Origin of the sequence: Actinoplanes rectilineatus, assembly GCF_000962825.1 — a bacterium.
In the GTDB taxonomy this organism is placed as follows: domain Bacteria; phylum Actinomycetota; class Actinomycetes; order Mycobacteriales; family Micromonosporaceae; genus Actinoplanes; species Actinoplanes rectilineatus.
This window is the reverse complement of record NZ_JZKF01000006.1, coordinates 225775-237090: the sequence shown is the minus strand read 5'-3', so window position 1 is coordinate 237090 and position 11316 is coordinate 225775. Positions and strand designations below refer to the sequence as shown.

The window sequence follows — 11316 nt, the reverse complement described above, 5'->3', positions numbered from 1 at the left end:
ACCATAGACAACGGCTCTGACCTGCCAGCCGTCCCCCACGGTTGCTTTCCGCTCATCAACCGACCGTCAACGACGGCTCCGGGCTACCCAGCCGTAGCCCATGGTCGGTTGCGGGTCTCAGATGGACCGTGGCCGACGGCTCAGCCGGCTGAGCCGTCGGCCACGGCTGCCCTGGATGCTCATCTCAGCCGCCAACGACGGCAGGGGCGAGTCGGCCGTCGTCTACGGCCCCCTCGAGCAACCGTCACCCCCGTGACCCCCGACAAACTCGGCCCTCACCGACGACCCCGCCCAGCCCACGGCCGCCCAGCCGACGCCATACGACCACTGGCGACGGCCGGGCAACCCGAACACCGGCGGCAATCCATCGACGACTCACGCCAGACGGCACTGCGGACAGCAATGGTCGTCGACTACAGCTCCCGACAACGATCGTCCAGCCCTGGACGACGGCTGAACACTCGAGGCCGAACAACGACGTACGGCAGGCACGCGCGACCGACCGTTGATCATGGCTAGGTGGGAGGGACGCGACGCGCGACTGACCTTCAAGCCCAGCTCAACGCGAAGTACAGGGTGCGACCGCCTTCAACCACTGCTCGACCACCCCCAGCTCGACGTGACCTGCGACGTGTGGCCGGCCCTTGACTGTCGCTCGACGCGAGGCGCGACATGCGGCTGTGGCGTGTGGCCGACCATCGACCGCGGCTCGGCGGGAAACGCCGCGCGAGGTGCGGCTCGGCGGGAAACGCCGCGCCAGGTGCGGCTCGGCGGGAATCGCCGTGCGAGGTCGGCTCGGGCACCGGGGCCGCGAAGGACCGCCGCTACAGGTCGGACAGCCAGCGATGGCCCGGGTGCACTCGGCCCAACAGCTCGGACAGCGTGGCACGCTGCGCCGGGGACAGGTGCGGAACGGCCGCGGTGAAGTCGGCCTGGTCCTTGCGGCGCGCGTGTTTCGCCTTGAACAGCAGGACCAGTTCCGGGGCCAGGTAGGGGATGCCGTCAGCCGTGTGGTGGATGATGTCGCGGTACGGGAACCGGACCGTCTCGTCGCGACGGCAGATCCACGTGTCGCCGTCGTGGGGTTCGCGGAACACGTCCAGCAGATAGTCCCCGGTCGCGGGGTCGCGCAGCCACGTCTGGTGGGTGCCCGCGATCTCGCCCTCCGTGGCATTCTCCCAGATCCGGCCGTTGCCCACCGCGTCGAACACGTACCCGGGCAGCCGGCCACGAACGTCGGCGAACCGCGCGGCCGGAACGGCGATCTCGACGTCCCCATGATCGCGTGTCTGCCTGCCGTGGAACAGGTCGAGTGCCCAGCCCGCCGCCACGTACCACGGTGTCGTCGTGCCGGTCAGGTGCCGGGCCACCTCAGCCGGGGTCCAGCAGGACGACCACCGGGCGTCGAGGGCGTCAATCTCCGCCGGCGACAGCAGGACACCGCGGGCGCGCAGCTGCGAACTCACCCCGGAAAAGTAACAAAGTCCATCCGCTTCCACTGTGGACGCTATCTTGGCGCGATGGACTTCGCTCGTTACGCCGCGGACAACGCGGTTCCGCTGGCCACGCTCGACCCGCACGCGCCGTTCGACGATCTCGAACCGTTCGCGGATCTGCTGGCGGGCGCCCGGGTCGTCGCGATCGGGGAGAACTCGCACCTGGTCAGCGAGTTCTACCGGCTGCGGCACCGGCTTCAGCGGTTCCTCACCGAGCGTCTCGGGTTCGGCGCCTACGCGCTGGAGTCCGGGTTCACCGAGGGTCTCGCCGTGGACGCCTGGGTGCGCGGCGAACGCCCGGTCGAGGAAGCGATCAACGAAACCGGCATCACATACAATATGGGCAAAAATCGGGAATTTAGGGAGCATCTCGAATCGTTGCGCACGGCCACTCCCCCGACCCGATTCTTCGGTCTCGACGTGCCCGGCTCGACCACCTCGCCACTGTCCGCCCTCGAGAGCATCCACCGCTACCTGCAGAAAGCCGACCCGGACGCGATTGTCACCGTCGAACGGCTGATCACCGCGATCCGTGTCTTCGCCGGCGAGCATGCCCTGCCCGCCTACGCCGCCTACGGCGCGCTGACCCCGGACGACCGGAACCGGATCACCGCCGACTACGCGGAGCTCGCCACCCGCTTCGACGCGCTGGAGTCCGACTACCGGGAGGCCACCGGCGACGACGCCTACGCCACCACCCGTCACGAACTGCGTCTCGCCCTGCTGCTGGACCAGGCGATGCGCCAATACATCGCCGCGACCGAGGGCGTCCACCCGAAGCTCGCGCCCCGCGACCGGGGCATGGCCGAGACCGTGTTCTGGCTGCTGGACCAGCTCGGACCGGACACGAAGATCATCGTCGCGGCGCACAACAGTCACATCCAGCGGACGCCGCTGCAGACCCCCGCCTTCGCGCTCTCCGCGGCCGGGCGTCATCTTTCCACCAGACTTCATGACGGGTACGTGGCAATCGCCGTCACCTGCACCTCCGGCACGACGGTCGCGCACCGGCCGGACGCGGACGCCCCCGGCGGCGTGGCGATCACCGGCGCCGAGTTGGCCGCGCCGGAACCGGGCAGCGTCGAGGAGCCCCTGGCCGGGCGGCTGTGCGCTCTCGACCTGCGTCCCGCGCGCACGGCCGGACTCACCGGCGCCCCGGACCGGATCCGGGTCCTCGACCGCTACCAGTCGACCCCGGTCGTCGACGCGTACGACCTGGTCGTCAACATCCCGTCGATCCACCCGACCGCCCAGGTCACCAACTCCTGAGATGGAACGGCTCTCGTTCGGGGCGGCGGCCGCCGACTACGCCGCACACCGGCCGGATTACGCACGGGACGCGGTGCGCTGGGCCGTGAACCCGGCGCCCGGCACCCGGGTGCTCGATCTGGGCGCCGGAACCGGCAAACTCACCGCCGTCCTGGCCGCGACGGGCGCTACCGTGACCGCGGTCGAGCCGGACCCGGCGATGCGGGCCGAACTGACCCGGGCACTCCCCCGGGTGACGGCGCTCGCGGGCAGCGCCGAGTCGATCCCGCTGGCGGACGGCGCGGTCGACGCCGTACTGGCCGGCAATGCCCTGCACTGGTTCGATATGACCGTCGCCGGACCGGAGATCGCCCGGGTCCTCGCGCCCGGCGGTGTACTGGCCGGACTCTGGAACGTCGTCGACGACCGGGTCGCCTGGGTGGCCGGCCTGGCGCGGGTCGCCGGTCCGGACGTGATCGGGCCACGGGACACGCCGGCCGCTTGGCGGGACGCTACTCCAGGCGTACCCGGGGAAGGATCGTGGTTCGGTGACGTCGAACGGGCGATGTTCGGGCACGGGCAGCGCCGCACGGCTGACGCCCTGGTGGCGACACTGGCCACCAGGGCGGGAGTCTTGACCATGCCGGAGGTGCGGCGGCGGATGGTGCTCGACGGGATCCGCGGCTATCTGGCGTCGCGGCCGGAGACCGCGAACGGCGAGTTCACCCTGCCGATGCTGACCTGCGTGATCCGGGTCCGCCGCCGCTGACGACGGCTCAGGCCTCGGCGTGGGCCTTGCGCAGCGCTGCCAGGAAGTGCTCGGCGGACTGGGCGCCGGAGACGCCGATCCGGTCGTTGAGGACGAAGAACGGGACGCCACTGATGCCCAGCTGGCGGGCCTTGCGGATGTCCGCGTCGACCTCGGCGCCGTACTTCTGGCTGTTCACCACGTCGGTGGCCTCGGCGGCGGGCACGCCCACCTCGGTCGCCAGCCGGACCAGGGTGTCCGGGTCGTCGACGACGGCGGCGTCGGACAGGTGCGCCTTGAGCAGCGCCTCGTGCATGGCGTCACCGAGGCCGTGCTGGCCGGCCAGGTGGGCCACCCGGTGCGCGTCGCGGGTGTTCACCGAGGTGGCGTTGCCCAGGTCGTAGCTCAGGCCCTCGGCCTCGGCGAGCTGGGTGACCTGGTGCTGCATGGCGCGGACCTGGGACGGCGGGGCGCCGATCTTCTTGCCGAGCATCTCGCTGACCGGCTCACGCTGTCCCTGCGGGATGGTCGGGTCGAGCTGGAAGCTGTGCCAGGTGATGCTGACGTCGTCCTTGTGCTCGAAGCGCTCCAGCCCGGACTCCAGGCGGCGCTTGCCGATGTAGCACCAGGGGCAGACGACATCGGACCAGACGTCGATGCGGATGGTCACCAGCACACTCCGTTCTCACAGACCGGGGCGTCGTCGGCGCCCTCGAGGATGATCAGCTGCGGCAGCTCCTCCACCGGCGGTTCCTCCTCGAGGACCGGGGTGGTGGTCTCCGGGATCTCCGACATGGCCGCTCCTCGGCTTCGGGGTATTCTGACCCACAGGTCAAGTTACCCGGCAACAGTAGCAGGCATCTTGACCACGGGGTCAAGATAAGGGGGGTCATGCGCGCCGACGCACAGCGCAACGCCGACAAACTGCGCACCGCCGCGACCGCACTGTGCCGGGAACGCGGCCTACAGGTCTCCCTCAAGGAGATCGCCCGGCACGCCGGCGTCAGCCACGGCACGCTCTACAACCTGTTCGGCACCCGCGAGGCCCTGATCGACGAGGTGATCGGCGACATCGCCGCCAAACGCCTCGGCGACGCCGCCCGCCGCGCCCAGGCCTGCGACGACGCGTGGGAGGGCTTCGCCGGATACGTGACGGAGGTCTGCGAGTTACAGGCCACCGATCCGGCCCTGGGTGACGTGCTGACCCGCCGCTGCCCCCAGGCTGTCCGCCTGATGGCCGTCTGCGACAACACCGCGGCGGCCGCCGCGAGCATCATCGACCGGGCACGATCCGCGGGTACGCTGCGCCCCGACTTCACCACCGAAGACCTGATCTTCTTCCTGGCGTCGAACGCGGCGCTCGCCCGGGCCGCGGAGTCCACCGGCGCGCCCGGCTGGCGGCGCAGCGTCGCGTTCCTGCTGGACGGGCTGCGCACGGCGGCCGCCCACCCGCTCCCCACCGCCCCACTCAAACCAGCCCAGCTCCACCACATGCTGGTCGGCGAACCGGCCGCGAGCTGAGAAAATCTGCGCGCAGGTTTAGCGTTTGGTAGCAGGCGCTATCAAGGGGTACGCAACCACCCATCTCCCCCCTTCTCCCCTCAGAAGCACCCCAGGACCGGATGACCTCTTCCGGGAGGGAGCCCAGAAGTTGATCATTTTGGGAGCGCTCCGAAGGGGGGGGGGTGGGGGTTAGCAAGATCCACAGGGCGCATCAGTAAAGTCATGCCATGCCTAATCCCGGAGACATGATCGGCGGCCGTTACCGGATGGACGGCCGGATCGCCGCCGGCGGTATGGGTGAGGTCTGGCGCGCCACCGACACCGTGCTGAACCGCCCGGTCGCGGTGAAGACCCTGCTCGCCGGGTTCGCCGGCGACCGCAGCCTGCTCACCCGCTTCGAGCACGAGGCGCAGACCATGGCCGCGCTGCGGCACCCCGGCGTCGTGCAGGTCTACGACTACGGGTCGAGCGGCAACCAGGCGTTCCTGGTGATGGCCCGGGTCGACGGCGACGCGCTCAACAACCGGCTGGCCGAGCGGGGCCGGCTGAGCGTCGCCGACACCATGTCGATCATCTCCAAGGCGGCCCGCGCGCTGGGTGCCGCCCACGAGGCCGGGATCGTGCACCGCGACGTCAAGCCGGGCAACCTGATCATCGAGCCGAACGGCAACGTGGTCCTGGTCGACTTCGGCATCGCCCGGTCCGCCCAGTCGGTCGACCTGACCGGTGTCGCCGAGGTCATCGGCACCGCGCTCTACATGGCCCCGGAGCAGGTGGCCAAGGAGACGATCACGCCGGGCGTCGACATCTACGCGCTGGGCTGCGTGGCCTACCACTGTCTGGCCGGGCGCCCGCCGTTCACCGGCGAGACCCCGGTGGCGATCGCCATGCAGCACCTGCAGGACCACCCCGCGCCGCTGCCGCCGGACGTGCCGCCGGCCGTGCTCGCGGTGATCGCCACGGCGATGGCCAAGCAGCCGCAGGAGCGGTTCCCGACCGCCGAGGCGATGGCCGAGGCGGCCGAGGCCGCGGCGAACGGGCGTCCGCACCCGTCGACGCGGGCGTTCGGCGCTCCCGGGGCCGGATACCGCACCGGGACGCAGGGCTTCGGCGGGGCGACCCGGCCGCAGCAGCAACAGCCGTACGGTCCGGGGCCGGGCTACAACACCGGATCGCAGGGCTACCAGACCGGCTCCCAGCAGCGCCCGGGCTACCAGACGGGCTCGCAGCAGCGACCCGGTTATCAGACCGGTTCCCAGCAGCAGCCCGGCTATCAGACCGGTTCCCAGCAGCGCCCGGGCAACGCCCCGTGGGCCGCGTCGGCGGCCGTGCCGCCCCGGCCCGCCGCCCAGGGCGGGGCCTACCAGACCGGTTCGCTGGCCGCACCCGGATACGACGACGGCAACGACTACCGCCGTGGCGGCGCAGGGTCGGACACCGCGCAGCGCTGGCCGATGGTCCTCGCCGGGGTGGTCGTGGTCGGCCTGCTCGGCATCGGTGTGGCCGCCTTCGCCGGCGCGTTCGACGGCACGGCCGACCCGGTCGACACGCCGCCCGCCGTCGTCACCACCACGACCGACGACGAGCCGACGACCGAACCGCCGCGCCAGGACGACTCCGGGAACGACGAGGACGACTACACGCCGACCACCAAGCCGACCAAGAAGAGCCCGAAGCCGACGACCCCGCCGACCACGGAACCGACGACCGAGCCCCCCACCACGGAGCCGACGACCGAGCCCACCACCGAGCCGACCACCGAACCGACGGAGGGTGACGGGGGCGAGGACGGCGGGGACGGCGGCACCGGCCAGAACCAGAATCAGAACGGCTGACCGTCGCGCAGCGCACCGAGCAGATCCGCGAGCGGCGCCTCCCGGGCGGAAGCGAAACCCGTTCCCGCCCAGAGATGCGCCGTTCCGGTGTCGCCGGCCGCGGCGGCCGCGGCCCGCAGTCCCGCGGTCAGGTGGTGCACCGCGGGATAGGCGATCGGGGCGTCCGCGGAGTACTCGTCGATGAACCGGTTCCGCAGGCCGCGGGCCGGCTGACCGGTGAACGCCCGGGTCACCGCGGTCTCGGTGAACTCCCCCGAGGTCAGGGCGGTCCGGTGTACGGGCCGGGTGCCGGCCTCGTCCGCGAGCAGGAACGCCGTGCCGCACTGGACGGCGGCGGCACCCCCACGGCGGAGGGCGGACACCTCGGCGGCCGTGCTGACACCCCCGGCGACGACCACCGGGACGTCCGTCACCGCCCGCACCTCGGCGAGGACCTGCGCCGCCGTCGAGTCGCCCCGGTAGGACTCCGGGTGGGTGGTGGCGGAGTGGCCGCCGGCCGTGCCCGCCTGGGCGATCAGTCCGTCCGGCGCCACCCGCAGAGCCTCCACCGCCTCCCCCGCCGACGTGACGGTGATCAGCACCGTGGAGCCCGCCCGCTGCAGGGCGCCGACCACGGAGGACGGCGGCACCCCGAACGTGAAAGTGACCAGAGGCGGTGCGTAGGCGACCGCCACCTCCACCTTCCGGGTGAAACCGTCGTCGTCCTCTTTCGGCAGGGGTGGGAGGGGTAGCTCGTACCCGATGAATTCCTTCCGCAGACGGAGCCGGAAGCGCTCCAACGGCCCGGTGTCGCTCGGCGGTGGCGTCGGCACGAAGATGTTGAGCCCGAAGGGCGAACCGGCCACCGCCCGCAACTCGTCCTCTACCGCGCCCGGCGTCTTGTATCCGGCGGCGAGAAAGCCCAGCGCACCGGCGCTCGCCGCGGCGAGGACGAGTTCGGGAGTGGACGGGCCGCCCGCCATCGGGGCTACCACGACCGGGGGGATCTGCAAGCGCATGGAACGACACTATTTGCTTCGGCGCGCGATCCTTGAAGGCATGCGCAACCCGTTCCCTGTCCGGACCACCGGCCACCGCATGCCGCGTCCGCGCCTGTCCGCGCACCGCACCGCCGCGGACATGATCGCCTCCGCCGTCGCGCCGCTCGGGCCGGCCTGGCACGTGGTCGGCTGGCCGGATCCGCGACGTCCCGGCGAGGACGTCGAGTTCCTCGTGGTCGGACCGGTCGGCCTCTTCCTGGTGACCGTGGTCGATCACGGCACGGCGCGGGCCAGCGTGGCCGGTGACGTGGTGCAGATCGATCAGGAGCGCCCGCCGTACGTACCGCGGGTGCGTAAGGCCGCCCGCCTGGCGCAACTCACCCTCTCGGAGGCGGTCTCCCGATCGGTTCCGGTCACCGCGGTACTGATGTTCGCCGGTTCCGGGCTGCTCAGCGTCTACAACCTTCCGGCTGACTGCCTGCTCAGCACGGAGCAGGAACTCCACCGTCTGCTGCGCGCCGGCGGCACCCGGATCGGACCGGAGACGGCCCGGAAACTGGCGCGGGTGGCGACTCATCTGGCATCTTCCGGATCTCGGGCGATTCGACCCTGACATCTCTGGGTAGGAGATCAGTTGTCCTGATTTGCCGGATCGAGGAGGTCTGATGAGTGCAGTCGCCAACCCCGCCACCGTGCAGGAGTGTCTGCGGGTCGGTACGGGTTTCTCGCAGGGTGACCGGAACTGGATCACCGAGCTGTTCGAACCGCTGGACACGCGGCTTGCCTCGTTCCATGCGGACGCCACGGAGCTCGAGATCTCGGTGAAGGATCGCAACGCCGCCGGGCAGAAGGTGACGCTGGAGTGCTGGATCAGCGGCCGGGACAAGGTGGTCACCACCTCGTCCGAGGACGACCTGCACGCGGCGATCATGGATGCCCGCGACGACCTGCGGCGACGACTCAACGACGCGAAGACCAAGCAGGAGCCGCGCCACAACCGTCACCTGCGTGAGGTCGCCCAGCCGGAGCCTTCCGAAGAACTTCTCTGATCGTGTACGCGGAAAACGACCGCGGCCGCCTCTTCCGGCGGCCGCGGTCGTTTCGTGTCACTGCGTCTTCACCGTGTCCTTGATCCAGGACGCGATGTTGTCGGTCCGGGCGGCGCTCTCCGTCGCGGAGTGCGGGCAGCTCGGACCGTTGCTGACCACGGCCACCAGCACCGGGGCGCGGTGCTTCTTCTCGATGAAGTACGGGCCGCCCGAGTCGTACGGGCACGGGGTGGTGTCCGCGGCGGGCGCGTAGCCCTTGACCCCGACCACCGTGTCCGTCACCTCGACGACCTGCAGCTTGCCGGTGAGCAGCCGGGTGGACGGTGTCGGGTTCACACTGGTGGTGGACCCGTACCCGGTGAGCCGCAGAATGTCCCCGACGTCGGCCGGGGACGTCCCGACCTTGATCGGCTTGATGCCGCGGACCGGCCGTTCCAGCTTGGCCAGCGACACGTCGGCGGTCTTCGACTGCCGGACCGCCACCACCTTGACCTCCACCCCACCGCTGCCGGTGAGATCGGTACGGCCGACGGTGGCCGTGGTCAGATCCGCGACCGGGTACTCCTGCCGCACCCCGTCGAAGGTGCGGAAACAGTGCCCGGCGGTGATCACCCACTGCGGTGCGACCAGGGCGCCGGAGCAGGCGCTGTTCCGGCGGCCCCCGTCCGCGGTGGGGATGCCCGTCATCGTGAGTTTGGTGGAGAACCGGTACTTACCGTCCGGCACCGGTTCCCCGTTGGCGATGGCGTGTGCCGGCGCGGCGACGGCCCCGAGGATCAGGGCCGCCCCCGCGGCGATCACACTGGCTTTTCGCAACATTCATCGACCGTAATGCCAGCGAGCAAGATCGGCATCTGGAGTCGGTCCACTACGGACGGTCAGCAAGCGTGTGACGAGGGACGATGTGAACGAGTACGTGACGGCCGGCTTCGTGGCCGGCGGTCTGTGGCGGCCGCCCCGGTGGTGGAAGGGGCTGCCGGCCCTGGCGGTCAGCGCCAGCGAGTGCCTGGCCGACCTCCTGCCGGGCGAGCAGGAGTGGTTCGGCCCGTGGCATGCGACGCCGCCCCGGGTGCCGTCACCGGTGCTGGCGGTGGAGGTGCCGACCGGGCGGGCCGCGGAGATCGCCGGCTGGTTCGACCACCCGCACCCGGTCCGCGACAACCTGACCGCCCGCACCCCGCCGCTCGCGGGGCAACACCTGGGGTTCGAGGTTCTCGGCCACGAGGCGATGGGCGGGCGGTTCCACACGTGGCTCTGCTACAACAAGGAGCTCCGCGTCGGCGCGCACGGCCTGCTCACCACCCTCGACGAGGCGGACCGGACCGCCGCGCTCGGCGACGGCGACGACCAGATCACCTGGTTCGCCGTCCGCCTCACGGCGGTTCAGGGTTTCCGCAGCATTCGGTGAGCACGGCCAACTGCCGGAAGGCCCGGAGGACCAGTTGCGCATAGCCGTGGGTCTGCAGCGCCCCGGGCACCAGTGAATGGCCGAAGACACGGATGCAGGTGGCACCGGCCTCCCAGTCCGCAAGCGTCTTCTGCTGCACGGCCAGGCCTGTCGACGCCGGCCGCCAGTCGGTCATCCGGTCGAAGGATCGGGACGCCCGTGCGACCAGCGCCTGGGTTCCGCGTCGCCCGCGCCGAGGGCACGGGCGATCGCGTCGACGTCATCCGGGCTGAGCGAGCCCTTTCCCCGTCCTTCCCACCGCTACCGTCACCAGCGGTGCCGCCGGCTGGCTGTCGATCGCCGCGGGCAGCAACATCCCGGCGGACGTCCTCACCGCGGGCAGCAACATCCCGGCGTCCGCCCTCACCGCGGGCGGCGCCTTCGCGGGCGCGGTCGGACTGCTGCCGGCCGTGGCGCACTACGCCCGCGGATCGTGAGCCTCACGGCTTCCAGCCGGTGACCGCCGCCCACTCCTCGGCAACCGTGACGACCAGGTCCACCACCGGGTCCTTCAGGTCGGTGTAGACGTCGACGTCGGGGATCTCGGCGGCCAGAGACTGCTTGAAGCGGGCGTACGCCGGCACCGCCCGCGGGTGGGCGCGGAACCAGTCGCGGAACAGCAGGGCCAGGCGCTCGTTCGGGGAGCCGGCCAGGCGGCAGTGCAGGTTGACCGGGGGCAGGCCGGGGGTTCGACGGTTCCAGTAGCGTTTCACCCAGAGCGACTGCGGGTCGTCCGAGCCGGCCGGCACGTGATCGTGCTGGTACGGCATCCGGGTGAAGCCGAGCGTCGTGAGCGGCCCGTCGAAGGCGGCCGCCGCGGTGTTCAGGTCGGCGACGCTCAGCTGCAGGTCGTAGATCGGTTTGGCGGCCATGCCGGGGATCGAGGTGCTGCCGATGTGTTCGACGCGCAGGGCGGCCGGGCCGAGCAGGGCGGCGATCTCCCCGGTCAGGGAGGCGGCGCCCTGCTGCCACTGCGGATCGTGATCGACGACGATGGGTGTGGACACCCC

General features: G+C 71.1%; 14 protein-coding genes. 7 read left to right on the top strand and 7 right to left on the bottom strand.

Translation table 11 applies throughout. The annotated features are described in order from the left end of the window. Positions 1-824: 824 nt before the first annotated feature. Positions 825-1466 (bottom strand): nucleotidyltransferase domain-containing protein, encoded by a 642-nt coding sequence (locus WH85_RS07510; RefSeq protein ID WP_045740948.1) that lies wholly within the window; start codon positions 1464-1466, stop codon positions 825-827. Between the two features lie 54 nt (positions 1467-1520). Between WH85_RS07510 and WH85_RS07505 the strand changes: the two genes are divergently transcribed. Both WH85_RS07505 and WH85_RS07500 read left to right on the top strand, forming a co-directional pair. Next, on the top strand, positions 1521-2765 hold the full coding sequence (locus WH85_RS07505) for an erythromycin esterase family protein (protein ID WP_052720222.1): 1245 nt from the start codon (positions 1521-1523) through the stop codon (positions 2763-2765). 1 nt (position 2766) lies between these two features. After that, positions 2767-3513, top strand: coding sequence for a class I SAM-dependent methyltransferase (locus tag WH85_RS07500; RefSeq protein ID WP_045740947.1), 747 nt, complete (start codon positions 2767-2769; stop codon positions 3511-3513). 7 nt (positions 3514-3520) lie between these two features. Here WH85_RS07500 and WH85_RS07495 read toward each other — a convergent pair whose 3' ends face one another. Next, a complete protein-coding gene (locus tag WH85_RS07495; RefSeq protein ID WP_245673848.1) occupies positions 3521-4162 on the bottom strand; it encodes a DsbA family oxidoreductase in 642 nt (213 codons plus the stop codon). Continuing rightward, positions 4159-4287: a hypothetical protein gene (locus tag WH85_RS53680; RefSeq protein ID WP_281179045.1), complete on the bottom strand. Its 129-nt coding sequence runs from the start codon at positions 4285-4287 to the stop codon at positions 4159-4161. Before WH85_RS53680 ends, WH85_RS07495 begins: the two co-directional genes overlap by 4 nt. A 96-nt stretch (positions 4288-4383) precedes the next feature. Here WH85_RS53680 and WH85_RS07490 point away from each other — a divergent pair, with 96 nt between their 5' ends. Continuing rightward, a complete protein-coding gene (locus tag WH85_RS07490; RefSeq protein ID WP_045740946.1) occupies positions 4384-5013 on the top strand; it encodes a TetR/AcrR family transcriptional regulator in 630 nt (209 codons plus the stop codon). Positions 5014-5222: 209 nt separating this feature from the next. Beyond that, on the top strand, positions 5223-6830 hold the full coding sequence (locus WH85_RS52790) for a serine/threonine-protein kinase (RefSeq protein WP_045740945.1): 1608 nt from the start codon (positions 5223-5225) through the stop codon (positions 6828-6830). On the opposite strand, the gene WH85_RS07480 is transcribed toward WH85_RS52790, so the two are convergent. Next, positions 6818-7828 (bottom strand): nitronate monooxygenase, encoded by a 1011-nt coding sequence (locus WH85_RS07480; protein WP_045740944.1) that lies wholly within the window; start codon positions 7826-7828, stop codon positions 6818-6820. The two genes, WH85_RS52790 and WH85_RS07480, sit on opposite strands and share 13 nt — an antisense overlap. A 40-nt stretch (positions 7829-7868) precedes the next feature. Here WH85_RS07480 and WH85_RS07475 point away from each other — a divergent pair, with 40 nt between their 5' ends. Next, positions 7869-8423, top strand: coding sequence for a hypothetical protein (locus tag WH85_RS07475; protein ID WP_052720220.1), 555 nt, complete (start codon positions 7869-7871; stop codon positions 8421-8423). Between the two features lie 52 nt (positions 8424-8475). Further along, positions 8476-8859 (top strand): HPF/RaiA family ribosome-associated protein, encoded by a 384-nt coding sequence (locus WH85_RS07470; protein ID WP_045740943.1) that lies wholly within the window; start codon positions 8476-8478, stop codon positions 8857-8859. 57 nt (positions 8860-8916) lie between these two features. On the opposite strand, the gene WH85_RS07465 is transcribed toward WH85_RS07470, so the two are convergent. After that, complete coding sequence (locus tag WH85_RS07465; protein WP_045740942.1) at positions 8917-9678, bottom strand: S1 family peptidase; 762 nt, start codon at positions 9676-9678, stop codon at positions 8917-8919. A gap of 85 nt (positions 9679-9763) precedes the next feature. Between WH85_RS07465 and WH85_RS07460 the strand changes: the two genes are divergently transcribed. Continuing rightward, positions 9764-10267, top strand: a complete 504-nt coding sequence (locus WH85_RS07460) for a hypothetical protein (RefSeq protein WP_045740941.1) — start codon at positions 9764-9766, stop codon at positions 10265-10267. On the opposite strand, the gene WH85_RS07455 is transcribed toward WH85_RS07460, so the two are convergent. Together WH85_RS07455 and WH85_RS07450 are read right to left on the bottom strand one after the other, a co-directional pair. Next, on the bottom strand, positions 10233-10442 hold the full coding sequence (locus WH85_RS07455; RefSeq protein WP_045740940.1) for a Scr1 family TA system antitoxin-like transcriptional regulator: 210 nt from the start codon (positions 10440-10442) through the stop codon (positions 10233-10235). The two genes, WH85_RS07460 and WH85_RS07455, sit on opposite strands and share 35 nt — an antisense overlap. A gap of 304 nt (positions 10443-10746) precedes the next feature. Next, positions 10747-11313: a GrpB family protein gene (locus WH85_RS07450; protein ID WP_211275301.1), complete on the bottom strand. Its 567-nt coding sequence runs from the start codon at positions 11311-11313 to the stop codon at positions 10747-10749. Positions 11314-11316 lie beyond the last annotated feature (3 nt).